We start from the raw sequence: 24,243 nt of genomic DNA, 5'->3' as shown, positions 1-24,243 counted from the left end.
AGGAAGGTAAAAAAGACACTCCGCAGTAAGAAACAAGGGGAGAAAGAGAGTATGTATAAAATCTTAATTGTAGAAGATGACGAAAAGATTGCAGGGATATTAGAGGAACATTTAGAAAAGTACGGCTATCAATCATTTAGGGCGAACGATTTGCGTCAAATAAAAGACGAGTTTGTGAAAGTAAGTCCTCATTTAGTGTTACTTGATATTAATTTACCGTATTTTGATGGTTTTTATTGGTGTCGTCAAATTCGTGCAGTATCGAATGCACCGATTATTTTCGTTTCAGCACGAACAGGCGAAATGGATCAAGTGATGGCAATTGAAAATGGTGGGGATGATTATATTACAAAGCCGTTCCATTTAGATATTGTAATGGCAAAGGTGAAAAGTGCTTTGCGTCGGGGATATGGTGAATACGCTGCAGCGATAGAAAGCGATTGCTTTGGTGTTAGTGGATTATTACTATTTCCATCACAGCATACAGTAGAGTGGAACGGGCAACAAACTGAACTTACAAAAAATGAATTTTATTTACTAGAGTGTTTAATGAAACAGGCAAATCAATATGTGGCGCGTGAAGAACTATTAGAGGCCTTATGGGATGAAGTAGCTTTTGTTGATGATAATACATTAACTGTGAATGTAAAACGGGTGAGAAAGAAACTAGAGGAACTTGGAATTAAAAATGCAATTGCAACGAAACGCGGATATGGTTATGCTCTTCTCACAGAGTGGGGAGACGGGCATGAAGCTTAAAAGTTACCTCAAGGATCGTTTTCCTTTAATTTTTACCTATATAGTAAGTCTTTGCTTATTTGGGTTCGTATTACAGTTGCAAAGTCTTTTAGAAAAGCGTTCACGTGACTTAGAAACGTGGCTATACGGACTTTTATTAGGAACAGTTGTCTTTATCGTGTTTCTTATTTACGATTATCGAAAACGTAATGTGTTTTTAAAGAGAATAGAACAATATATTGCTGGAGGACATACATTACATGATTCTTTACTTATTGATGCTTCTTATACGTCAGAACAAGAAATGATCGTAGAAGCATTCACATTGCTACGGCAGCAATATATGAATGAAGTTCATAAACAGCATACGAAAGAGCAACAGCAAATGATTTTTATGAACCAATGGATTCATCAAATGAAAACGCCGGTCTCCGTTATTGAATTATTGCTACAGAAATATGGTAAAGAACATCGCGAGGCAAGGGAAACAGTTGAAAGTATTCGCGAAGAAAATAACCGTATTTTAAATGGCTTAGATTTAGCGTTACATATGGCAAGACTAGAACAGTTTGCGAAAGATTATAAAGTAGAAGTAGTGAATGTAATAGAGGTCGTTCGAGATATTATTAATCAAAATCGAAAATCTTTCATCCAATCCTCTGTATATCCGAAACTAATGTTTGAAGGAGATACGTGTATGGTTGCGTCTGATAGAAAATGGCTTAGTATTGCAGCGAGTCAAATTGTAGTGAATGCAATAAAGTACATAAAACTCTCACAAACAGAGAAAAAAGAAATTCAGTTTCAAATAGAAGAGAAGGATCAGAAAATTTTATTACATATTCGTGATAATGGAATTGGTATTCCGAAGCAAGATGTGAAGCGTGTATTTGATCCGTTCTTTACTGGGACAAATGGCCGTAAAACGAGGGAAGCAACAGGAATGGGCTTATATATTACGAAGGAAATTTGTGATAATCTTCGGCATGGAATTTACGTACAATCAACTGAAGGGGAAGGGACGACATTTACGTTTCAATTTGCAAAAGATGAGGAATATCACACATTAATGAGAAAAATGACAAAACTGTAAGATAACAAATCGTTTTGTAAGGAAAATCACTCGTTTCTTTTTCTCATTTTTCTTATAGTAAATGTAAGAAGAAAATACGTAGGGGGATTAGAAATGAGTGTTCTTGAAGTAAAAGGATTAACAAAGGTATACCAATCAAAAGGTTCAGTGGCAACGACCGCTTTAAACGATATAAATTTTAAAATTGAAGAAGGCGAATTTGTAGGGATTATGGGGCCTTCAGGGAGCGGAAAAACAACGCTTTTAAATTTATTATCGACAATTGATAAACAAACTTCAGGACATGTGTATGTGAATGGTGAAGAAATAAATCAAATGCGTGCTGCAAAATTAGCAGAATTTCGCCGTACACATTTAGGATTCATCTTTCAAGATTTTAACTTACTTGATACGTTATCGATTAAAGAAAATATCATTTTACCACTCGTTATGGCGAAACGCTCTGTAAAAGAAATTGATACGAAAGTACTTGAAATTGCCAAGTTTTTAAACATCGAAGAAATTTTAAATAAAAAGGTATACGAAGTATCAGGCGGACAACAACAACGTGCAGCAGCTGCAAGAGCAATCATTCACGAACCGACATTGATTTTAGCAGATGAGCCAACGGGAAACTTAGATTCTAAGTCAGCGAAATCATTAATGGGTGCATTGCAAGATCTACATGAGCAAAAGAAAGTGACAATTGCAATGGTAACGCATGATCCGATAGCTGCTAGCTATTGCGAACGCATCCTCTTCATACGCGATGGAGAAATTTTCTCAGAAATACATAAAGGAAAAACAAAGCAAACCTTTTTCCAAGAAATTTTAGACGTACTTGCGATGCTAGGAGGAGAATATCATGAACTTTCGCCAGCTCGCGCTTAATAACGTAAAAGGAAATTGGCGTAATTACAAAGCGTTTCTTATTAGTAGCTGTTTATCAATTGTCGTATTTTTTATGTATGCTTCTTTTATTTATCATCCAGATGTAGTGAGCGGTAATATTAGTGTGAAGACGATGATTACAAAAGGATTAGAAGCTATGAATTATATCGTAGTCATCTTCTCAGCACTCTTTATTTTATATGCGAATTCAACGTTTTTACGAACAAGAAAAAAAGAGTTCGGTTTATTAACATTAATAGGCGGAACAAAGTCTCAACTTGGCCGAATGATTATATTAGAGCAAATGATGTTAGGTAGTATTGCGATTGTAGTAGGTATTGGTGTTGGAATGCTTTGTTCAAAACTTTTTTTCCAAGCATTAAGTGTATTATTGAAAATAGATAAAACACTTCCGCTCGTATGGAATAGCAAAGCGGTTCTTATTACAGCTGGTGTATACTTTATTCTCTTTTTAGTATTATCATTGTTTAGTGTTTGGACAGTAGGGCGCTTGCAAATTATTGATTTATTAAGAGAAGCTAGAAAACAAAAAGTAGAGCCTTTTGCATTTACATGGTTATGTGTAGTCGGTATAGGATGTATTATTGCTGCATATGTACTTTGCTTCCAAGTGACGATTATGAATTTCATTATATATTTCTTACCGATTGTAGGGCTGACAATTGGCGGAACGTACTTACTATTTACACAAGGTAGTACAGTCGTATTAAAAGCATTGCAAAAACGAAAAAAATCTTTTTATACGTATCCAAATATGTTTGTGCTTAGCAATCTTATTTATAAAATGAAAGATAATGCTCGTTTTCTATTTGTCATTTCTATCATTACAGCTGTTGTTTCTTCAGCAGTTGGTACGCTTTATGTATATTTTGAAAATATGAGTGCGAAAACGGTAGATCTTACGCCACATGCTATTTCATATGAAGAAAAGGGACTAAATACGCATAACATGATTAAAGAAGAAAAAGTACAAGAATTATTAAAAAAGAATGGGTTTGAAGATGCACGAAAAATAACTTACGTAAAGCTGCCTGCAACGCAGAAAGTAACGTTGTTTAACGGTGAACATGAAGTACCAATGGCGATTATTTCAGAAAAAGAATATAACGCGGAAGTGCGCAAGCAAAAGAGGGAAGAAGTTAGGGAAGTACATAATGCACCAGGTAGTGCGACGATGATCATGAGTGATATGACGAATGATATAATGAAGATAGATCGTACGAAGCCATATGAAATTACAATTAACGGGCAAAAACAGTCTGTTCAGTTAAATGAACCAACTTCATATTCTGTTTTTAATGATGACGAATATTTTATTGTGAATGATCAAGATTTTGAGAAATATGAAAAGCTCGTATCAGATGGAGAGAAGACGAAATATTATGGCTATTATATGAAAGATTGGAAAAGTACAGAGGATCTTGTGCTAGATTTGAAAAAGGAAATTGCACCGGAGAAGCGAGGAGAACTGAAAAATTCAGTGCTTGTATATAAGGATATAAGAGAAGGTGGAGCAATTACAATGTTCATCGGTTTCTTCGTAGCAGTACTATTCTTCTTCTTTGCTTGCAGCATGACATATTTTAAATGGTTTAACGATAAAGAACAAGATCGTATTCAATTTAAATCGTTAAAGAGAATCGGTATGACAGATAAAGAGATTCGTAAAATTGCGATTCGGCAAATGGGAGTTATCTTCTTTATCCCAATTTTGATCGGTACAATTCATAGCGGATTTGCTCTCCATACATTAGGGAAAATGCTTTATCTAGATTTATGGAAATCAGGTGCGATTGTAATTGGAGCATATATTTTAGCTTCAGTACTTTACTTTATGATTACCCAAAGAGGATATTTAAAACACGTAAAAAGCTAGGGAAACCTCTAGCTTTTTACGTATGTAACAAGTTACAGGGGGGAAATAGATGAACATCAGGCAGTTAGCGATACAAAATATAAGGGGGAATTGGCGTAATTATAAAGTGTTTTTCTTGAGCAGTTGTTTCGCGATATTCGCTTCCTATGCATACATGTCCGTAATTGTCCATCCATACATGCAAGAAACGATGTGGTATCAAAACGTACGCTGGGGACTTATCGTATGTAATGTTGTTATTATTTCTTTTTTCGTTTTATTTATTTTGTATTCTACTTCTATTTTCATCGAAGCACGTAAAAAAGAATTGGGACTATATATGTTAATGGGAGCAACGAAGTCTAACGTAATAGGGATGATCATGACCGAGCAAATGTTAATTGGGATTTTTGCTAATATTTTCGGTATTGGGCTCGGCATGATATTTTTGAAACTCTTTTTTATGGTGTTTAGCATGTTGCTTAGACTTCCTAAGGAATTAACCCTTATTTTTGATATGAAAGCGATTTTTATAACATTTAGTATATATAGCATTGTCTTTTTCGTTCTGTCATTTATAAGTGCTTTACGTATATGGAATATAAAAGTTATTCGACTATTAAAAGAGTTTCGAGAGGATAAAAGAGAAGCAAAAAGCTCAAAATGGCTTTGTTTATTCGGGTTCGTTTGTTTAGGCATTGGCTATAGTTTAGCTTTACAAGCGACGATGTTAACGATGGCACTATACTTCATTCCAGTTGTTATATTAATTTCTTTTGGAACGTATTTTTCTTTTACGCATGGTGCCACACAAATATTAGAAATGATAAAGCGGAATAAAAAGATTATGTATACATACCCGTATTTGTTTATAGTAAATCAACTATCACATCAAATGAAGGAAAATGGACGCTTTTTCTTCCTTTTATCTATGGCAAAGACAATTGTTGTGACAGTAACAGGTACGGTGTTTTTATATTTTTCAGGTATGCAAGATATGTGGCGAGGCGGAGGAGCACAATCGTTTTCATATGTAGAACAAGGTACCCATTCGCATGAAGTTTTTGAAAAAGATATGGTTGAAAATTTATTACATAAGCATGGATATGAGGAATTCCAATATACAAGCTTTATAGGATTACAAACAACGTTTCAGTCTCGCAACGAAAGTATAGAGGCGACCCTCATAAGAGCGAGTGAATACAATAAAGAGGCAAAAAAACAAAAGCAGAAAACGTATCATCCCCAAAAGGGAGCGGTTATGCTTGTTTATTATAATAAATATAATGGACCGGCTTTATATAATAAAAAAGAGATTCAATTACATGTATCTGGACAATCTTATCAATATGTATTTAACGGTCAAAAAGAAGGAGCACAATTTAATCATCATACATCACAAATAAATGGCACATTTTTTGTGATGTATGATGAAGACTTTAATCGTATAGAGGCGATAACACCTGATGCGGAGAAAATTGTTTACCGAGGTTACACATTACATAATATTGAAAATACAAAGAAATTTAACGAAGATTTACGTAAATATATGAAGCAAGATAAGAGTGGCGTATTTCGAAATAATATGGAACTATATGTGAATATGAAAGAAATAGGTGAATTTACGTTATTTATTGGTTCGTTTATAAGTATATTATTCTTTCTTACTTCATGTAGCATCGTATATTTTAAATGGTTTCATAATATCTCGTCGGATCGTAAGCAATACGGGGCGCTCTCTAAACTCGGAATGACGAAGCTAGAAGTGTGGCAGATTTCTCGTTGGCAATTAAGTATGCTATTCTTTGCGCCTATTGTAGTAGGAAGTATGCATAGTGCAGTCGCGTTATATACGTTTCATAACACAGTCTTTATGGAAGGGTCATTTAGGAAAGTATGTTTGTTTATTATGTATTATATTGCTGCATGCATCATCTATTTCTTTTTTGCTCAAAGAGAATATAGGAAACATATAGACTAGCGGATGCTGGTCTTTTTTAAATATTCGAAATTTACATAGAAGAATATAAAAAATTATGGTATAACAGTAAGAAAACGAAAAAAGAGAGGGGAAAGACGATGATTCGAGTAGGATATTTAGGACCAGAGGCAACATTTACAAATATGGCGGTGAGTCGTTTTTTTCCGGAAGCAGAGCATGTACCTTATCGAACAATTCCTGATTGTATCGATGCAGCGGCAAATGAAAATGTAGATTTCGCAGTTGTGCCGTTAGAAAATGCGATAGAAGGTTCTGTTAATATAACGGTTGATTATCTTGTGCATGAACAGCCACTTTCCATTGTCGGAGAAATTACAGTACCCATTCAGCAACATTTACTCGTGCATCCAAATTATGAAGAGACTTGGCAAGAAGTGTATGCTGTACAATCTCATCCACATGCGATTGCACAGTGCCATAAATTTTTAAATGAGGAATTAAAAGGCGTAACAGTTCGGGATATGACTTCGACAAGTGCAGCGGCACAATATGTGAGAGAGCATCCGGAAGAAAGAATCGCTGCTATTGCAAATGAAACGGCAGCAGAAAAATATGGATTGGCAATTGTAAAGCGCAATATTCATACGCATAAAAACAATCATACACGCTTTCTTGTGTTACATAAGAAGGAGCGCGCGTTACTTCCCAAAAACGGAGAAAATCGTGGTGAGAAAACGACGCTTATGATAACGTTACCTGCTGATTACGCGGGGGCACTTTATCAAGTGTTATCAGCTTTCGCATGGAGAAAATTAAATCTATCGAAAATCGAATCCCGCCCGATGAAAACGGGACTTGGAAATTACTTTTTCTTAATCGATGTAGATAAAGCATATGATGACGTATTATTGCCAGGTGTGACGATGGAACTTGAAGCACTAGGGTTTTCTGTCACAGTGCTTGGGAGTTATTCTTCTTATTGGTTGTAATGATAAATAAGATCCCACCTCATATGGTGGGATCTTTTATATTACTTTAACTTTTCCAGACGATCTGATAACTGTTCACGCCAAACAGCTGCTAGGTCTGGAACAGCGAGGATCTTTTCAATACCTTCTGTATCTTTTCGTCTATGAAAATATATTTCGTTAGAGAACAGAACGGAAACATTGCTTGGATGACGCTCTAGTAATGTGATTTGTGAGTCTTTTCGTACGATACCTTCTTGCAGAACGCGACATAAATACCCAGTGTATCCAGTTGTTACAATACGTGGTAATATGCCAGGGATACCAAGACGTTTTGAAATTGTACTGCAAGGTATTCGTGCTTGGGTAACTTGAATAATTGCCTCATCTAATTGATATGTATCACCGATACAAACATCGCGTTCTAACATATTTGTTACAGTAATGTTTTCACCAAATGTAGAAGCTGGAAGAGTTGTTTGGAATTCTTGTTCCCATAGAGCGTAATGTTCATACGGATATACGCAAACAGCGCGATCAGGCCCACCATGATGTTTTAAGTCAGCTACATCATCACCACGGAATCCATCTTTTGAGAGGTAAGCTTCTTCTGTAGGCTCTTTACAGATGCCAGTTATCATTTCTTTATCGTCGTTATATTTCATTTGTTTCGGTTTGCCGATGCTAAAGTGAACGAGTTCAATTCTCATATTTGATCTCCTTTACAATTGATTTCAATATTATATCATTTTAAAAATAAAAGCACAGAGAATGATGAAAAACTCTGTGCTTTACATTAATAAACGAGAAATCCAGCGCGGTCTAGCGCATCGCAAGCGGCATCTAATTTCTCTTTTGAATCTGCTTCGATTGTATGTAGGTGAATACCATCTGTTAGTTGGGATAGGTAGGAAGCATTTGTATTTTCAATCTTTTGTAAATATTGCTCTACATCAAAGCGGTTACTTACCATAATGGAAGCTGTTAAGTCACCATATACAGGATGTTCCACTTTCACATCTTTAATTGTAACGCCATGATCAACGAGCATTGTTAGCTCTTGGCGCACTTCTGCTGGTTTATGCTGGCAGACGATGACGCGTTCGAAAGCTTGCTGCTTTGTTTGTGGTTTTAAATATAAATACCCTTGTGCAGTTGCAATAATTGGTTCATTTCGCGCTTTTAATAAGGAAATATCTTGGACGATAACTTGTCTACTAACGTTTGTCTTTTTAGATAGTTCGCTCCCTGATAACGGTTCACTTGCTGTAAGAAGCCATTGCAGGATGAGCTGTCTTCTTTCTTCGCCTAAAATCTTTTTTTGTTCATTTTGCTTCATTATAATTTAACACCTCTATAAAATTGATTTCCAATTGTGTGTAGTGCATGAATAGTTGTATCAATTTGTTCTTTCGTTGTTTGTTGTCCAAAAGAAAAACGGACATATTGTTTTGCCTCTTCATACGTTTTTCCAATTGCAAGCATTGTTTTTGAAGGTTCTTGCTTCCCGACTTGACAAGCACTTCCGGTTGAAATAGCAATACCACGACGGTTGCATTCTAACATTGTATACTGACCTTCTATTCCTTTTATTGTAACCCCAATAATATGTGGTAAACAAGCGGTAGAATGTCCTTCTACTGTAATTTCAAGAGGAAGAGCTTGGAATTGATCTAAAAAATAAGATCGTAATTGCTTAAAACGAACGCTCTCTTCAGTTTGTTTTTTTAATATATGCTCTGCCGCTGTTAAAAAAGCTGCAATGCCAGGAACGTTTACTGTACCAGGACGAAATCCTCTTTCATGAGAAGTTCCGGGAAATATCTGCCCCCAACGAACTTGTGGATTTATATAGCAAGCTCCCACTCCTTTCGGTCCGTAAATTTTATGTGCAGAAACAGAGAGACTATCAATTTGCATTTTTATAACATCGATTGAAAGTTTACCAAATGTTTGAACGCAATCTGTATGAAATAAAATATTATATTTGTTTAAGAGTGCTCCAATTTCCGCGATGTTTTGAACTGTCCCTATTTCCGAATTGCCATGCTGTATACTTGCTAGAACCGTATCCTCTGTAAGGGCTGCTTCTAAATCAGCTAAATGAATAAGCCCATTTGTATCAACGGGAATTTCAGTGATTGTATAACCTTGCTTTGTTAAAGATTGAAAATAACTTCGAATGGATGCGTGCTCTATAGGTGTTGTAATAATATGTTTACCATTTCTAGCATGTAAGAGTGATTGAATCGCAAGATAGTTAGATTCTGATCCGCCACTTGTAAAGAAGACACCTTGTTCCTTCCCGCCAATCATCTCTGCAAACGTCTCTCTACAAATTTGCAATAAAGAAGAGGCTGACCCGCCAATATCATGTAAACTTTGTTCGTTACCGAAATATTGTTTCGCTGCCTTGGTATAGGTTTCTATCGCTTCTTCGCTCATAGGTGTTGTCGCTGCATAATCAAGATATATCATCATGTATATTCCTCTCCATAGTAGAGTTACATTCATTTTCTTTTTTACATCTGTTAATAATGGCAATGAAAATATGAATTGTAAAAAAACTCTTGTCATTATTTTAAAACTATGTAAATATAGGTGTCAAGACAGTTGAAAAGTGTAAACTAGGAGGCAATGATCATGCCAAGTGCAGATGTCTTAATTATCGGAAGTGGTGTTGCGGCACTTCGTGTTGCGAAAGAGATTTGTCACGAAAAGAATGTGATGCTTATCACAAAGAAAACAGGACGCAATAACAATACGCATTTAGCTCAAGGAGGAATTGCAGCGGCTGTTGCTACATATGACAATGCGAATGCTCATTTTGAAGATACATTAGTGGCAGGGTGTCATTATAACAACGAAGAAGCAGTTCGTTACTTAGTTGAGGAAGGGCCAAAAGAAATATTAGAGCTCATTGCAAATGGAATGAAATTCGATGGGGACGAAAAAGGTCCGCATCTTGGAAAAGAAGGAGCGCATCGAAAACGACGTATTTTACACGCGGGAGGAGATGCAACGGGTAGAAACTTATTAGAGCATTTAATTCAAGAAGTAGTTCCTTACGTTACAGTGGTGGAACAAGAAATGGTGCTTGATTTTATTATAGAGCATGACAAGTGTATAGGTGTTTTAACACGTAATAGCGAGGGAGACTTACAGCGCTATTATGCAAATCATACTGTATTGGCTACAGGTGGAACTGGTGGTGTGTATACTTTCACTTCTAATGACGAGACGATTACAGGTGATGGGCTCGCGATGGTATACCGAGCTGGTGGAAAACTTGTTGACTTGGAATTCGTACAATTCCATCCAACGATGTTATACGTGGACGGAAGATGCTGTGGTCTTGTTTCGGAAGCAGTACGCGGTGAAGGCGCTGTCCTTGTAAATGGAAAAGGACAGCGTTTTATGATGGATATACATCCACAGCGGGACCTTGCACCGCGTGATGTAGTGGCTCGTGCTATTCATGAGCAATTTCTTGCTGGTGAAAAAGTGTACTTAAATATTTCATCCATTCAAAATTTTGAACAGCGTTTTCCGACCGTATCATCACTATGTAAAAAGAATGGTATTGATATAAAACAAAATCGAATTCCGGTTGTACCTGGTGCTCATTTTCATATGGGTGGTGTAAAGACGAATTGTGATGGAGAGACATCTATCATTAATTTATATGCAGCTGGTGAAGTTGCTTGTAACGGTGTTCATGGTGCAAATCGTTTGGCAAGTAATTCATTATTGGAAGGACTTGTGTTCGGCGGAAGGATTGGACAGCACATATTAGCGCAGCAAGTACAAGAAAGAATTCATACACAGGAAGTACGACATGAAAGCTTCGGAACGGTTCGTTTGCCAACGAAAGCAGAAATACAAGAACATATGATGAAGTATGCTGGGATAGTACGAACAGAGGAAAGTTTATTGTATGCAAAGAAATGGTTTAGCCAATATGGTGTGCGAAATATAGGGTTGCAATACGATATTCTTACAAACGAAGAAATAACGATTATAAACATGCTAACAGTTTGTGAGCTTATGACAGAGTCAGCTTTCCAAAGAAGAGAAAGTATCGGTGGTCACTACCGAAGTGATTATCCTGAAAAAAATAAAGTAAGGAAAGAAATTATTCTCGCAAAAAGAAAATCACAACTTGTGTAATAAGGGGAAGAGGGATTTTTATGAACGCATTAAAAGTTAAGGAAGAATTAAATCGATTTTTTTTAGAAGATATAGGGGAAAGAGATATAACATCTCAGTTTATTTTTCCGGATAATTCACATGCGAAAGGAACATTTCTTATAAAGGATACAGGTGTCTTTGCAGGAAGCATAGTAATTGAGCAAGGATTCAAATTAATAGATGATGGAATTGAGGTTACACTTCACAAAAAAGATGGAGACTTCGTAGAAAAGGGGGAAATTGTAGCGACTGTACAAGGCCCAATTGCATCTTTATTAACAGCAGAGCGCGTTATATTAAATGTTATTCAGCGTATGAGTGGTATAGCAACGATGACACGTAAAGCTGTTCTAGCATTAGATAGCAACCATACACGCATTTGTGACACGAGAAAAACGATGCCAGGACTACGTATGTTTGATAAGTATGCAATAGTGTGCGGAGGTGGGTTTAACCACCGCTTCGGCTTGTACGACGGTGTCATGATTAAAGATAATCATATAGCCTTTGCAGGATCCATTACAAAGGCAGTTACGATGGTAAAAGAAAGAGTAGGGCACATGGTAAAAGTAGAAGTGGAAACGGAAACAGAAGAGCAAGTGAGAGAGGCTGTAGCTTCTGGGGCGGATGTCATTATGTTTGATAATCGTACACCAGAAGAAATTCACGAGTTTTCAAAAATTGTACCAAGTGCTATCGTAACGGAAGCTTCAGGCGGTATCACAATTGAAGATTTATCGAAATACGGAAAAACAGGGGTAGATTATATCTCACTTGGAGCATTAACGCATTCAGTGAAAGCACTCGACATTAGTTTTAATATTGAGGCGTAAAAAGAGAGTTGGTTAGAGGGGGAGATTATAGATGAGTATCTTAGAGAAATTTCAGCCAATCGAAATGATGTTACCAGAGCGTTATCAAACAATGTCTGTACTTGAAATGGAAGAGCGTGTTTGTGAAATTAAAGAAAAAATGGGGAAATCACTATTTATTCCAGGTCATCATTATCAAAAAGATGAAGTCGTTCAATTTTCGGATGCAGCAGGGGATTCATTACAGCTTGCGCAAGTTGCGGCGAGTAATAAAGATGCAAAATATATTGTATTTTGTGGTGTGCACTTTATGGCAGAAACAGCTGATATGTTAACGACAGATGATCAAATTGTCATTTTGCCAGATATGCGTGCTGGCTGCTCCATGGCGGACATGGCAGACATTGAACAAACAGAACGAGCATGGAAAGAGCTTACAAAGTTATTTGGGGATACGATGATTCCGTTAACATACGTAAACTCAACAGCTGCAATTAAAGCGTTCTGTGGTCGTAACAGTGGTGCAACTGTAACTTCTTCAAATGCAAAACAAATGGTGTCTTGGGCGTTTACACAAAAAGAGCGTCTTGTCTTTTTACCAGACCAACATTTAGGCAGAAATACAGCGTACGATTTAGGTATTCCATTAGATAAAATGGCAGTATGGGATCCGCATACAGATTCATTAGAGTACGATGGGAATATAGAAGAAATTCAAGTGATTTTATGGAAAGGACATTGCTCTGTTCATCAAAACTTTACGGTGAAAAATATTGAAAGTGTGAGAAAAAATCATCCGGATATGAATATTATTGTTCATCCTGAATGCTGTTATGAAGTTGTTGCAGCTTCTGATTATGCAGGTTCAACGAAATATATTATTGATACGATTGAAGGGGCACCAGCTGGAAGTAAATGGGCGATTGGAACAGAGATGAACTTAGTGAATCGAATTATTCAGCAGCATCCTGATAAAGAAATTATTTCATTAAATCCTTTTATGTGTCCATGCTTAACGATGAATCGTATTGATTTACCACACTTACTATGGGCGCTTGAGACAGTAGAAAGAGGAGAACAAATTAATGTCATTCAGGTAGATAAACAAGTAACAAAAGAAGCAGTTCTTGCATTAAATCGTATGTTAGAGCGTGTATAAAGCGACGGGAATCCGTTGCTTTTTTTCTTGTATATAATCATAACAAAGAAGAAATGGGCATACATTGTTTTGAGGAAATCATTGTAATTTTTCATATGCTTATTCCACTTTAAACAATGTTGAGAATAGAAGAAGTGATAAAAGTACATCGTTTGTAAAAGTAGAATGAAGCTAAGTTTTTTTAGAAAGTATTACTTCAAAGTGTTTTTTACTTATAGATAAGTTGTACAGGAGGGGGAAAATTTGAAAATTCATATCGTGCAAAAAGGGGATACCCTTTGGAAAATTGCGAAAAAGTACGGAGTGGATTTTGAGACGTTGAAAAAGACAAATACACAGCTTAGCAATCCAGATCTTATTATGCCAGGTATGAAAATTAAAGTGCCATCAGGCAGTGTTCATGTGAAAAAGAATGCGGGTGCGGGTTCAGCTCCTCCGAAAGAGTATGTAAAAGAAGTACAACAAAAAGAATTCGCAGCAACGCCTACACCACTGGCAATTGAGGATGAAGAAGAGGTTACGTATCAATCAGCGCCAATTACGCAACAGCCTGCTATGCAACAAACGCAAAAGGAAGTGCAAGTGAAACCACAAAAAGAAGTGCAAAAAGAAAAACCAATTCAAAAAGAAGTGCAAAAAGAAAAGCCGGTTGAAAAGCCACCAGTCGTTCAAAAACCACCTGTTGTAGAGAAAGTAGAAAAACAAAAGCCTGCGGAAAAAGAGAACACGAAGTTTTCGGTAAATATATTACCACAGCCGCCGCAACCACCAATTAAGCCGAAAAAAGAATATAAAATTTCAGATGTAATCAAAAAGGGAAGTGAGTTAATAGCTCCGCAAATTAATAAGATGAAGCCTAACAATATCATTTCTCCACAAGCAAAGAAAGAAAATATAGGGAATATATCGCCGCAAGTGAAAAAAGAAAATGTAGGAAACATCGTATCACCGCAAGTAAAGAAAGAAAATGTAGGAAACATCGTATCACCGCAAGTAAAGAAAGAAAATGTAGGAAACATCGTATCACCGCAAGTAAAGAAAGAAAATGTAGGAAACATCGTATCACCGCAAGTAAAGAAAGAAAATGTAGGAAACATCGTATCACCGCAAGTAAAGAAAGAAAATGTAGGAAATATCGTATCACCACAAGTGAAGAAAGAAAATGTGGGGAATATTGTATCACCACAAGTAAAGAAAGAAAATGTAGGAAATATCGTATCGCCAAACGTATCCAAAGAAAATCTTGTTATCCCGCAAGTAATGCCGCCAAACATTCAAGTACCGAACGTTATGCCAATGATGGATAACAACCAACCGCCGAACGTTATGCCAATCATAGATAACAACCAACCGCCGAACGTTATGCCAATCATAGATAACAACCAACCGCCGAACGTTATGCCAATGATGGATAACAACCAACCGCCGAACATTATGCCAATGATGGATAACAACCAACCGCCGAACATTATGCCAATGATGGATAACAACCAACCGCCGAACGTTATGCCAATCATAGATAACAACCAACCGCCGAACATCATGCCAATGATGGATAACAATCCAATGCCGAACATCATGCCAATGATGGATAACAATCCAATGCCGAACATCATGCCAATGATGGATAACAATCCAATGCCGAATATGATGCCGATCATGGATAACAACCAGCCGCCAAACATCATGCCAATGATGGATAACAATCCAATGCCGAATATGATGCCAATGATGGATAACAACCAACCGCCGAACATCATGCCAATGATGGATAACAATCCAATGCCGAATATGATGCCAATGATGGATAACAATCCAATGCCGAATATGATGCCAATGATGGATAACAACCAACCGCCGAACATCATGCCAATGATGGATAACAACCAACCGCCGAACATCATGCCAATGATGGATAACAATCCAATGCCGAACATCATGCCAATGATGGATAACAATCCAATGCCGAATATGATGCCGATCATGGATAACAACCAGCCGCCAAACATCATGCCAATGATGGATAACAATCCAATGCCGAATATGATGCCGATCATGGATAACAACCAGCCGCCAAACATCATGCCAATGATGGATAACAACCAAATGCCATATCAGCAACCAATGATGCCAGGGCAATACCCATATTATCAACAACAAAATCCATACTATAATATGCCGTACCCGCAAGGAGCACCGATTGCGCCACAATATACTTCTATGCCAAATATGATGCCGATGGATAATAACATGCCACCGATGATACAAGAGGAAGAAGATTGTGGATGCGGAGGTGAAAGAAGGTTATATACTCCACAACCAGGCGGGCCGCAGTATGGGAATCCTTTATATTATCAACCAAATCAGCCTGCATATGCACCGCAGCCAGGTACGATGTATTATCAGCCTGATCCACCGAACGTATTTGGAGATCCTTCTGAAGAGGAAGAGGAAGAAGAAGGAAATGGAATTTAAAAAGGTGGGGATTTATCCCTGCCTTTTATGTGTGTAAGGTAAATCAATTTTGGTTCCGCGATTGCAAGGAGAATAAAGGTTTTACATAAAGTGTTAGAAAATTCCTAGTGAAATATTAACAGTGTAAAAACCTCCTTTGTTACTCATGATAAGAGGGAGCTTTTCGAGAGGGAAGTTCATTCTAACAAGGGGGGTTTTTGTGTTGAATACTAAAATTAAAGTGATTGCTGCTTCTTTGTTAGTTACCAGTGCGTTAGCTGCATGTGGTACACCGAAAGATAAAAATGCGATGGACGGACGTAACTACAATTATGAACGTACATCTTATGATGGTACACACCCATATAGAAATAATGCAACGGATACAAATCGATACACAGATTATGTAACATACCGCAATGGAAACAGAGTTACAGATAATGTGTATGATCGTCGTAATGATGTTGGATATAATTATTACCGTGATGTAAATTACCACGGTCAAATTGCCAATCCGTATCCAACTCGTAACATTACAATGAATAATTCTTACATTAACAATGATGGTAAAACTGCAGAGAAAATTACAAATCGTGTGAAACGTATGAATAACGTAGACCGTGTTTCTACAGTTGTATATGGAAACGATGTTGCGATTGCAGTAAAACCACGTAATGCAGTGACAAATGAAACAGCAATGGCAAACGAAATTCGTCAAGCTGTTGCGAGCGAAGCTGGAAACAGAAACGTATATGTTTCTGTAAAAAATGACATGTTTACTCGTGTTGACGCGATGAATACACGTCTTCGAAATGGAACAGTAACAAATGATTTAAATCGTGACATAACAAATATGTTCCGAGACATTCGTGATAGCTTTACTGGTACAATGCGATAATAAAAAAGAGGAAGGTTTATGCCTTCCTCTTTTTATATACATACAAAAAGTTATTATTCGTCTTCATCGTGTAAACGACGTTTTTTTATGAAATAGCTAACGGTATAAGAAACTAAAAAGCATATGAAGAGAATGCTTCCTATAATAGCAGCTTCAAACAGAGGCCTTTCTGGACTGAAAATGATATAAATAATAGCCATAATGCCTCCTACAATAGCAGATCGTAAAACGATTTTGTAATAGGGAGTTAATGTAATTTCTTTTTCGCTTTCTTCTACATCGATTGAAACGTTTAGTTGTAAATAACCAATTAAGATTCCTGTAAACATGAATAATAACCATAATGGAGATTTTGTAATTTGATCGATTCCTTCAGTAAAACCGATATAGCCTAAAATCCCTATTATACCAATTGATTGGAAGAGAAAGGCGATTCGTATGTTTTTTAACGTTTGAAGCATGAGGCGTTCATCTTTTATTTTTTTCAAAATATCCATCCCCTGTTTCCCGTGTTTTTTATTTTTATAATAACAATTGTAAAATATATGTTACATTAATCAATTTATATTTTACTTGTGTGATTTGTAATCACTTAATGATATGGATTGGATATAAAAGGTAATAAAATATTTCTATAATTATGTTGCTTTCCTATTCTATTAATGTTATATTAGCAAAGCGATGAGCTAATTTACGTAAGACGAGAGATATGCTTAAGTGCTAAACACGCGAATGTGGTCGCCTGGTCTCTCGCCGTAAACGCATCAAGACGCCTGCTTTGCAGGCGTCTTTCATATTTTATAAGAGTAAATGTTACATGCAGGTAGGGGTAAAACCTTATCTGCATTTTTTATTGTCTTTAGAAATGTAACACTGCTGTTTATATCGATAAAACCCCATGCCCATCAAGCTAAGGTTGGGTATTCCATGAACTTCCGTTCTTGTTGCCTACATGCTTTATATTTTGTTTATTTGTTTTTAAAAATACGCATTCCAAATAAACCTTGATAAGGTGTATTTTTAAAGGTTATGCAGTTTTCTTATTTAGATTGGATACAGTGCACCGATAAACAACGCCTAAAATATCAAAGACTGTCTTTTTCTCATATCGATGGGATTTTCGTCCGTTTTTCTGATGGATACAAATTTATCTTAGCTTGATAGGTATGTTTTTTCCATACACGTCAAGTTAACATAACGTCACTTAGCCGTAGTATCCAAAAAGCTAACTTCTTCTCTTTTTTTAGATAAAAAGTTAGATTTTTCGTTTTGAGGTAGTTTATTTTTTTAAGACTATAGCCATGTAGTGTTACCTTTTATATTGAATATTGAAATATTTAGTTTTTACATACCTTAAGTTATACTAAAACTACAATTCAAAATTAGCATTTATAACATAGGTTTTACTTATTCATCTAATTTCACAAAACTTTAAAATTAAAAATAAAGGACTGAAAATCTTTGACTAATTTACATAAGCAAAACATAATTTCATGGAAACAATTTATTTTAGGAATATTAGTAATATCTTTTTTTTTACCAATTATTTTGGGGATTCCAATAAAATTAGTATTCTCATCAAATACAATTAAACAATCATTTAATAATTCTAGTTTGGAGATATTGAAAAATTTTTCATGGGATCTTGCCATGCTTTCAGTTACCCTTTACGTTATTCTTAAATACAAACCTTTTTATAATCTAATATTATCTACACTTAACATTAAACCCCTATATCGTGGTAAGACATATTTATATATTTTGATTGCCATTATAAGTACGAGTCTATTGGCTGATGCAACATTTCTCATCTCAAATGAGTATGCAAATATACAAGCAACAGATTTAGGGATAGATACATTATCCGAACAATCTTTCACAATATACGCGATTGCTATAATATCAATTGTACTATTGGGACCTATTTTTGAAGAAATCTTATATCGTGGGATTATTCTTAGATTTTTAGAAATCAGATATTCTTTTTTTACTGGGTTAATTATATCTAGTTTATTATTTGGTTTAGCCCATGACTATGACCTTGCATTTATTATTTTTGCAACCCTATCAGGTATAATTGATGGATTACTTTATAAAAAAACTAACTCAATAATTCCAGTATTAATTGGACATATGACTTACAATTTATATACATTTATATAATCGTAATGAAGGAAAAGACGCATTATTTAAAATTATATTTCGCAAGATTATAAGGGGTACGACACATACCCATCAACTTAAGAATTTTATAATGCCTCCAAAACAAAAAAATGTACATTTTCACCTTGAGATGTCAATTTTCTTATTTTGGGGCATTTGCTTTTCTTAGCTTGATTGTGATGTAAGGTGACCCCGATTAGGTAGGTTATTTTTTTATCAATCGCATTTTTGGGTGCTTCTTGTTTTTAGACATATCATTTTGACTTCTCCGATAAAAATATTTTTTCCATATTTACACTTTAAAGGAAAAACAGTATTATTAAATTGTTAAAAACTGTAATCAAAGGAGTCGTTAAATTGAAGAAAAGAATTCTTATTCCGGTAATGAGTATAGGTTTTCTAGTCTTTGGTGCATTTTATAGTCCTGATCAGAATACAGTTTCCGCTCAAATTAACAATGAAAAATCATCCGTAGATGAAAGTGAGTTTTGGCTTTATGATGGGGATGCTATAAGATACTACCCTTATTTTAATACTTTTATTGGGATTGCTGATGTAAGTTCATCTAATGAACAAGAACCAAGCCGTGTAGTATTTGAGTTTTATAATTTAATAGGTGATCTATCATATGTAACAAGTGCCACTATCCCTAATCATAAGCATTCAGCTTTCCAACCATTTTCAGCCCCTATAAATTCTCTAGAAGAAGCTACCTATTCTGTAAAGGTCAAAGTTATAAATGCAAAGGTAGATCCAAATAAAGTTAAATTTGCTCATATAGAATAATACGTGTGTGTACATGTACACAGAAAGAAACTCATCATATCGGAAAATAACACTGTCATAGTAAGGACTGAAAGTCCTTACTATGACAGTGTTCAAAATGAATATAATTCAATTCAATATTTAGTACAATATGATAGTTCAAGTCGGAGGAAGGCACCTTAGGGTGTCTTTTCTTTATTTTCAAAAGGACCTGCTCAATTAATGCGTAAAAACATAAAGTAAAATGAATCCGTTAAAATACATGAGTGACACCGTGTTTTCGCCTCTTATCAAAAGGAGGAACTATTATGGGCTTTGGTGGTAGTTGTGGCGGCGGCTGTGGTTTTGCTGGAGGATTTGCATTATTAGTTGTATTATTTATTTTATTAATCATCGTTGGAGCTGCGTGCTTCTGCTAAAAACTATTAGAAAAGACACTCTTATATGAGTGTTTTTTCTTTATGAAAAAATCCACACACAATGCGCATGGATTCAAGCGTAACTAATACTTTAAAGGTAAACAACCTCCTTTTGTATAATTGTTCTTTCCTACAAGGGTATAAGTATATTTGAATGTACGGATTTCATTCATATAATTTGAGTTAGTGTCAATGGTTTTTAAAAATAGAAAGCTTATTTTCAAATTAGATGAAAAAAGAGATGAAATTATGGATATTCATGTGGAATTTTCGTTTTGGGAGTACTTAAAAATCTTAAGTTGATGGGCATGGGATAAAACTCCCATTTTCGGAAAAACTACAAATGAAAGTTTGATTTTGCCTAGAAGAGGTGAACGGAAATGAAATTCATGATGATTGTAGTACAAGCTCTAGTTGTTATGTTTTGCTTAGTTCATGAATCCAGTGTGGGGGCGGCTGTTTCAGTACCAGAAGTAACAGAAAAAGAACCTCAAGTTACAATTTTATTAGAGCGCATGTATGTGGATGGAGAAGTGAGTGAGGAAATCCTTACGGAAAAGGTAGCGAATTTAGAGCAGTTTTTGCAGCAATATAAAGAATGGCAACTTGTTGATCGTGATGATGTACAAATTGTATTACAAAAGAAAATCGATGATATTTCACCTTTATTGAAAACGAGCGGATATTTTGGTGTTTCAGATGAAGGGATATTACAAATCTTTAACGGGGTACCGAAAAGTGATAACGCGATTCATTCATTTTTTCAAATTGATATGAAAAAGCTAGAAAGTTATGAACGGGCAAAATTAAAGCGTGGTATTCGTATTAAGTCAAAAGAAGGCTTTGTGAAGACAATTGAGAAAATGAAGCAATATGCGGTGCAAAATAAGAAAACGAGCAGCTCACTTTGAGCTGCTCGTTTTCTTATTTATTTTTATCTAAAATTTCTTTGGCGATCTCATCAATTAGCATATCTTTTCCGATTGGATTGAAGGCTTTCGTATTGAAGACTTCGTTCGTTACTTCATATACATGATTATTTTTGACCGCTTTATTATCTTTCCAAACAGTGCTGTCTTTGTAATCTTCATAAACTTTATCAGCTTCTCCGCCAAAGTTTACAACAAACATTTGATCAGGCTGGAATGCAACAAGGCCTTCTAACGATACTTGTGCCATCGTTTGTTTTAAATCTGTACCTTTCGTTGCAGGAAGTTTTAAATCGTTAAAGAGTATGTCACCGTATCCGAAGCTACCGTATACACGGAAGTTTTGTGGTGTTACTGCAAGGAACATGAAGTTCTCGTCTTTTGTTTTTTCTTTAATTTGCTTAGATAAAGAGTCTGCTTTTGCATCGTAGTCTGCAATCCATTTATCTGCTTTCTTCTCTTCGTCAAATAGCTTACTTACTTCTTTAAACTTACCACGCCAGTCTTCTAAATTTGTTTCTAGAACAACTGTTGGCGCAACTTTTTCTAGCTGATCGTAAATTTTTAATTGACGGTTATTTAAAATAATTAAGTCTGGTTTTAAAGCAGTGACAGCTTCTAAATCAACTTTAGGTGCCCAGTACCAACCTACTGCTTTTACTCCTTCTAACTTTTCTTGCAAATGATTTTGTATTTTATCTTTATAAGTGTTTGCTGTACCGACTGGCTTATGACCAAGAAGTAATAATTCTTCTGTTGATCCAGATAAGTCAACAATTCTCTTTGGATTTGCTGGAATTGTAGCTTCACCTTTTGCGTGCTTCACAACTTTCGTTTTCGGTTGTTCTTTCGCTTTTGAGTCTTCTTTAGGAGAAGAGCAGCCAACAATAGCTAAAGCAACAAGAAGGACAGTAAATAAAATAGATAATTTGCGTTTCATCCTGATGTAACCCCTTTAATTAGTATTGATAATCATTATCGACTTTTGTATAGTAATGTGCTTGATACCTTTATGTCAATATAAAATAATGGGAAATTGAAATAGAGAACATTTGTTGGGGTAGTCTCGCTTTTCTATCATTAAGTATGTTAAAATGGAATACATGATTTGAGAGGGAGAGATCGTATTTTGTTTGAATATGTTACAGGTTACGTGGAGTATGTAGGGCCAGAATATGTCGTTCTTGATCATAATGGAATTGGTTATCAAATTTTCACACCAAATCCGTATGTATTCCAAAGAAGTAAGCAAGAAATTCGTGTATATACATATCATTATGTGAGAGAAGATATTATGGCGCTTTACGGATTTAAGACACGTGAAGAGCGTTTATTATTTACAAAACTTTTAGGTGTATCAGGTATTGGACCAAAAGGTGCACTTGCAATTTTAGCTTCTGGTCAAACAGGACAAGTGGTTCAAGCGATTGAACATGAAGATGAGAAATTCTTAGTGAAATTCCCGGGTGTCGGAAAGAAAACGGCACGCCAAATGATTTTGGATTTAAAAGGGAAATTAGCAGACGTTGTACCAGATGCATTTGTTGATTTATTCTCAGATGAAGAGCGTTTTGATGAGAAAAAAGGTTCATCAGCTGAGCTTGATGAAGCGCTTGAAGCATTAAGAGCACTTGGATACGCAGAACGAGAAGTTTCTCGCGTTGTACCAGAATTATTAAAGGAATCACTTACGACGGATCAATATATTAAAAAGGCACTTAGTCTTTTACTAAATGGTAAGAGGTGAGTATAATGGACGAACGTCTCCTTTCAGGGGAATCTGTATATGAAGATGCAGACTTAGAATATTCGTTACGGCCACAGACACTCCGTCAGTATATTGGCCAAGATAAGGCGAAGCATAATTTAGAGGTGTTTATTGAGGCGGCAAAAATGCGTGAAGAAACATTAGATCACGTACTTTTATATGGACCACCGGGACTGGGTAAAACGACGTTAGCGAATATTATTGCCAATGAAATGGGCGTTAATATTCGAACAACATCAGGTCCAGCCATTGAAAGACCTGGAGATTTAGCGGCGGTCTTAACAGCGCTTCAGCCTGGTGATGTATTGTTTATTGATGAAATTCATCGTTTGCATAGATCAATTGAAGAAGTGTTATATCCAGCGATGGAAGACTTTTGTCTTGATATTGTCATTGGTAAAGGTCCGTCAGCTCGTTCGGTACGGTTAGATTTGCCTCCATTTACGCTAGTTGGGGCAACGACGCGTGCAGGTGCGTTATCAGCACCGCTTCGTGACCGTTTCGGTGTACTATCGCGATTAGAGTATTATACAGTAGATCAGCTTTCTGCGATTGTGGAACGTACAGCAGAAGTGTTTGAAGTTGAAATAGATTCATTAGCAGCATTAGAAATTGCAAGACGTGCCCGCGGAACACCGCGTATTGCAAACCGTCTATTAAGACGTGTGCGTGACTTCGCGCAAGTTCGCAGTGATGGAACGATTGCGATGGAAATTACCCAAATGGCATTAGAACTATTGCAAGTAGATAAATTAGGGCTTGATCATATCGATCATAAGTTACTTCTTGGTATTATTGAAAAGTTCCGTGGTGGCCCTGTTGGATTAGAAACGGTTTCGGCAACAATTGGTGAAGAATCTCATACGATCGAAGATGTGTATGAACCATATTTATTACAAATTGGCTTTTTACAACGAACGCCAAGGGGAAGAATTGTAACACCGCTTGCGTATGAACATTTCGGAATGGAGATGCCAAAAGTATGACGGAAATGCCAAAGCTGCTTATTACAGCGGGTATTTTGCTCATTGTTGTTGGGTTAGCTTGGAAGTTTATCGGAAGACTTCCAGGCGATATTTTTGTGAAAAAAGGAAACGTTACCTTTTATTTTCCTATCATTACATGTATTGTGTTAAGTATTGTATTATCTTTTATTATGTATATAATAAATCGATTCAAATAAGAAATAGGTGGATAT

Annotated in this window: 22 protein-coding genes and 1 pseudogene; 18 read left to right on the top strand and 5 right to left on the bottom strand. The window is 36.0% G+C overall.

All coding sequences use genetic code 11. The annotated features are described in order from the left end of the window. Nucleotides 1-51: 51 nt before the first annotated feature. The 6 genes from DJ93_RS07890 (at nucleotide 52) to pheA (ending at nucleotide 7,508) form a co-directional block, all read left to right on the top strand. Nucleotides 52-759 (top strand): response regulator transcription factor, encoded by a 708-nt coding sequence (locus tag DJ93_RS07890; protein WP_042980088.1) that lies wholly within the window; start codon nucleotides 52-54, stop codon nucleotides 757-759. After that, nucleotides 749-1,831, top strand: coding sequence for a HAMP domain-containing histidine kinase (locus tag DJ93_RS07885; protein WP_042980087.1), 1,083 nt, complete (start codon nucleotides 749-751; stop codon nucleotides 1,829-1,831). The genes DJ93_RS07890 and DJ93_RS07885 overlap by 11 nt, the downstream gene beginning before the upstream one ends. A gap of 93 nt (nucleotides 1,832-1,924) precedes the next feature. After that, nucleotides 1,925-2,701 (top strand): ABC transporter ATP-binding protein, encoded by a 777-nt coding sequence (locus DJ93_RS07880; RefSeq protein ID WP_042980085.1) that lies wholly within the window; start codon nucleotides 1,925-1,927, stop codon nucleotides 2,699-2,701. Then, nucleotides 2,676-4,598: an ABC transporter permease gene (locus DJ93_RS07875; protein ID WP_042980084.1), complete on the top strand. Its 1,923-nt coding sequence runs from the start codon at nucleotides 2,676-2,678 to the stop codon at nucleotides 4,596-4,598. Before DJ93_RS07880 ends, DJ93_RS07875 begins: the two co-directional genes overlap by 26 nt. A gap of 49 nt (nucleotides 4,599-4,647) precedes the next feature. Then, the gene (locus DJ93_RS07870) at nucleotides 4,648-6,558 is read left to right on the top strand and encodes an ABC transporter permease (protein ID WP_042980083.1); all 1,911 of its coding nucleotides are present in this window, start codon (nucleotides 4,648-4,650) and stop codon (nucleotides 6,556-6,558) included. 98 nt (nucleotides 6,559-6,656) lie between these two features. Further along, nucleotides 6,657-7,508 (top strand): prephenate dehydratase, encoded by an 852-nt coding sequence (gene pheA, locus DJ93_RS07865; RefSeq protein WP_042980082.1) that lies wholly within the window; start codon nucleotides 6,657-6,659, stop codon nucleotides 7,506-7,508. A 41-nt stretch (nucleotides 7,509-7,549) separates the two neighbouring features. On the opposite strand, the gene DJ93_RS07860 is transcribed toward pheA, so the two are convergent. The 3 genes from DJ93_RS07860 to DJ93_RS07850 form a co-directional block, all read right to left on the bottom strand. Continuing rightward, nucleotides 7,550-8,197: an MOSC domain-containing protein gene (locus tag DJ93_RS07860; RefSeq protein WP_042980081.1), complete on the bottom strand. Its 648-nt coding sequence runs from the start codon at nucleotides 8,195-8,197 to the stop codon at nucleotides 7,550-7,552. A gap of 86 nt (nucleotides 8,198-8,283) precedes the next feature. Then, a complete protein-coding gene (locus DJ93_RS07855; RefSeq protein ID WP_042980080.1) occupies nucleotides 8,284-8,826 on the bottom strand; it encodes a transcription repressor NadR in 543 nt (180 codons plus the stop codon). Then, nucleotides 8,826-9,968, bottom strand: a complete 1,143-nt coding sequence (locus tag DJ93_RS07850) for an IscS subfamily cysteine desulfurase (RefSeq protein ID WP_042980079.1) — start codon at nucleotides 9,966-9,968, stop codon at nucleotides 8,826-8,828. The genes DJ93_RS07855 and DJ93_RS07850 overlap by 1 nt, the downstream gene beginning before the upstream one ends. Nucleotides 9,969-10,130: 162 nt before the next feature. On the opposite strand from DJ93_RS07850, the gene nadB reads away from it, so the two are divergent. From nadB to DJ93_RS07825, 5 genes and pseudogenes are all read left to right on the top strand, one after another. After that, a complete protein-coding gene (gene nadB, locus DJ93_RS07845) occupies nucleotides 10,131-11,657 on the top strand; it encodes an L-aspartate oxidase (RefSeq protein ID WP_042980078.1) in 1,527 nt (508 codons plus the stop codon). Between the two features lie 20 nt (nucleotides 11,658-11,677). Further along, nucleotides 11,678-12,511 carry a carboxylating nicotinate-nucleotide diphosphorylase gene (nadC, locus tag DJ93_RS07840; protein ID WP_042980077.1) on the top strand — a complete coding sequence of 278 codons (834 nt, stop codon included), beginning with the start codon at nucleotides 11,678-11,680 and terminating at the stop codon, nucleotides 12,509-12,511. 31 nt (nucleotides 12,512-12,542) lie between these two features. Further along, the gene (gene nadA / locus DJ93_RS07835) at nucleotides 12,543-13,649 is read left to right on the top strand and encodes a quinolinate synthase NadA (protein WP_042980075.1); all 1,107 of its coding nucleotides are present in this window, start codon (nucleotides 12,543-12,545) and stop codon (nucleotides 13,647-13,649) included. Nucleotides 13,650-13,892: 243 nt separating this feature from the next. Beyond that, a pseudogene (gene safA / locus DJ93_RS34790) lies at nucleotides 13,893-14,061 on the top strand (SafA/ExsA family spore coat assembly protein); the annotation flags it as partial. Between the two features lie 2,265 nt (nucleotides 14,062-16,326). Further along, a complete protein-coding gene (locus tag DJ93_RS07825) occupies nucleotides 16,327-17,001 on the top strand; it encodes a YhcN/YlaJ family sporulation lipoprotein (RefSeq protein WP_042984160.1) in 675 nt (224 codons plus the stop codon). A 53-nt stretch (nucleotides 17,002-17,054) separates the two neighbouring features. Here DJ93_RS07825 and DJ93_RS07820 read toward each other — a convergent pair whose 3' ends face one another. After that, the gene (locus DJ93_RS07820; protein ID WP_042980070.1) at nucleotides 17,055-17,489 is read right to left on the bottom strand and encodes a hypothetical protein; all 435 of its coding nucleotides are present in this window, start codon (nucleotides 17,487-17,489) and stop codon (nucleotides 17,055-17,057) included. Nucleotides 17,490-18,462: 973 nt separating this feature from the next. Between DJ93_RS07820 and DJ93_RS07815 the strand changes: the two genes are divergently transcribed. From DJ93_RS07815 to DJ93_RS07805, 4 genes are all read left to right on the top strand, one after another. Beyond that, nucleotides 18,463-19,164: a CPBP family intramembrane glutamic endopeptidase gene (locus DJ93_RS07815; RefSeq protein ID WP_042980069.1), complete on the top strand. Its 702-nt coding sequence runs from the start codon at nucleotides 18,463-18,465 to the stop codon at nucleotides 19,162-19,164. A gap of 357 nt (nucleotides 19,165-19,521) precedes the next feature. Then, the gene (locus DJ93_RS07810) at nucleotides 19,522-19,950 is read left to right on the top strand and encodes a hypothetical protein (protein WP_042980068.1); all 429 of its coding nucleotides are present in this window, start codon (nucleotides 19,522-19,524) and stop codon (nucleotides 19,948-19,950) included. Between the two features lie 287 nt (nucleotides 19,951-20,237). Next, a complete protein-coding gene (locus DJ93_RS30195; RefSeq protein WP_000505679.1) occupies nucleotides 20,238-20,348 on the top strand; it encodes a YjcZ family sporulation protein in 111 nt (36 codons plus the stop codon). Nucleotides 20,349-20,728: 380 nt separating this feature from the next. Then, complete coding sequence (locus DJ93_RS07805; RefSeq protein WP_042980067.1) at nucleotides 20,729-21,259, top strand: BofC C-terminal domain-containing protein; 531 nt, start codon at nucleotides 20,729-20,731, stop codon at nucleotides 21,257-21,259. Nucleotides 21,260-21,272: 13 nt separating this feature from the next. Here the strand turns inward: DJ93_RS07805 and DJ93_RS07800 are convergent, their stop codons facing one another. Beyond that, nucleotides 21,273-22,217: an iron-hydroxamate ABC transporter substrate-binding protein gene (locus tag DJ93_RS07800; protein ID WP_042980066.1), complete on the bottom strand. Its 945-nt coding sequence runs from the start codon at nucleotides 22,215-22,217 to the stop codon at nucleotides 21,273-21,275. Between the two features lie 189 nt (nucleotides 22,218-22,406). Between DJ93_RS07800 and ruvA the strand changes: the two genes are divergently transcribed. The 3 genes from ruvA to DJ93_RS07785 are packed head-to-tail and all read left to right on the top strand — an operon-like array spanning nucleotide 22,407 to nucleotide 24,228. Next, the gene (gene ruvA, locus DJ93_RS07795; RefSeq protein WP_042980065.1) at nucleotides 22,407-23,024 is read left to right on the top strand and encodes a Holliday junction DNA helicase RuvA; all 618 of its coding nucleotides are present in this window, start codon (nucleotides 22,407-22,409) and stop codon (nucleotides 23,022-23,024) included. A gap of 5 nt (nucleotides 23,025-23,029) precedes the next feature. Then, complete coding sequence (gene ruvB, locus DJ93_RS07790) at nucleotides 23,030-24,031, top strand: Holliday junction branch migration DNA helicase RuvB (protein ID WP_025151209.1); 1,002 nt, start codon at nucleotides 23,030-23,032, stop codon at nucleotides 24,029-24,031. Then, nucleotides 24,028-24,228 carry a DUF2905 domain-containing protein gene (locus DJ93_RS07785; protein ID WP_000138162.1) on the top strand — a complete coding sequence of 67 codons (201 nt, stop codon included), beginning with the start codon at nucleotides 24,028-24,030 and terminating at the stop codon, nucleotides 24,226-24,228. Before ruvB ends, DJ93_RS07785 begins: the two co-directional genes overlap by 4 nt. The last annotated feature ends 15 nt before the right edge of the window (nucleotides 24,229-24,243 follow it).

Source organism: Bacillus clarus (assembly GCF_000746925.1).
Taxonomy (GTDB): Bacteria; Bacillota; Bacilli; order Bacillales; family Bacillaceae_G; genus Bacillus_A; species Bacillus_A clarus.
The sequence above is the reverse complement of the archived record's forward strand: the minus strand, read 5'-3'. Positions and strand labels throughout refer to the sequence as shown.

Excerpts from the sequence above, each read along its gene's own strand:
- DJ93_RS07890 (WP_042980088.1), top strand. The coding sequence starts at position 52 with ATGTATAAAATCTTAATTGTAGAAGATGACGAAAAGATTGCAGGGATA.
- DJ93_RS07885 (WP_042980087.1), top strand. The coding sequence starts at position 749 with ATGAAGCTTAAAAGTTACCTCAAGGATCGTTTTCCTTTAATTTTTACC.
- DJ93_RS07880 (WP_042980085.1), top strand. The coding sequence starts at position 1,925 with ATGAGTGTTCTTGAAGTAAAAGGATTAACAAAGGTATACCAATCAAAA.
- DJ93_RS07875 (WP_042980084.1), top strand. The coding sequence starts at position 2,676 with ATGAACTTTCGCCAGCTCGCGCTTAATAACGTAAAAGGAAATTGGCGT.
- DJ93_RS07870 (WP_042980083.1), top strand. The coding sequence starts at position 4,648 with ATGAACATCAGGCAGTTAGCGATACAAAATATAAGGGGGAATTGGCGT.
- pheA (WP_042980082.1), top strand. The coding sequence starts at position 6,657 with ATGATTCGAGTAGGATATTTAGGACCAGAGGCAACATTTACAAATATG.
- DJ93_RS07860 (WP_042980081.1), bottom strand. The coding sequence starts at position 8,197 with ATGAGAATTGAACTCGTTCACTTTAGCATCGGCAAACCGAAACAAATG.
- DJ93_RS07855 (WP_042980080.1), bottom strand. The coding sequence starts at position 8,826 with ATGAAGCAAAATGAACAAAAAAAGATTTTAGGCGAAGAAAGAAGACAG.
- DJ93_RS07850 (WP_042980079.1), bottom strand. The coding sequence starts at position 9,968 with ATGATGATATATCTTGATTATGCAGCGACAACACCTATGAGCGAAGAA.
- nadB (WP_042980078.1), top strand. The coding sequence starts at position 10,131 with ATGCCAAGTGCAGATGTCTTAATTATCGGAAGTGGTGTTGCGGCACTT.
- nadC (WP_042980077.1), top strand. The coding sequence starts at position 11,678 with ATGAACGCATTAAAAGTTAAGGAAGAATTAAATCGATTTTTTTTAGAA.
- nadA (WP_042980075.1), top strand. The coding sequence starts at position 12,543 with ATGAGTATCTTAGAGAAATTTCAGCCAATCGAAATGATGTTACCAGAG.
- DJ93_RS30195 (WP_000505679.1), top strand. The coding sequence starts at position 20,238 with ATGGGCTTTGGTGGTAGTTGTGGCGGCGGCTGTGGTTTTGCTGGAGGA.
- DJ93_RS07805 (WP_042980067.1), top strand. The coding sequence starts at position 20,729 with ATGAAATTCATGATGATTGTAGTACAAGCTCTAGTTGTTATGTTTTGC.
- DJ93_RS07800 (WP_042980066.1), bottom strand. The coding sequence starts at position 22,217 with ATGAAACGCAAATTATCTATTTTATTTACTGTCCTTCTTGTTGCTTTA.
- ruvB (WP_025151209.1), top strand. The coding sequence starts at position 23,030 with ATGGACGAACGTCTCCTTTCAGGGGAATCTGTATATGAAGATGCAGAC.
- DJ93_RS07785 (WP_000138162.1), top strand. The coding sequence starts at position 24,028 with ATGACGGAAATGCCAAAGCTGCTTATTACAGCGGGTATTTTGCTCATT.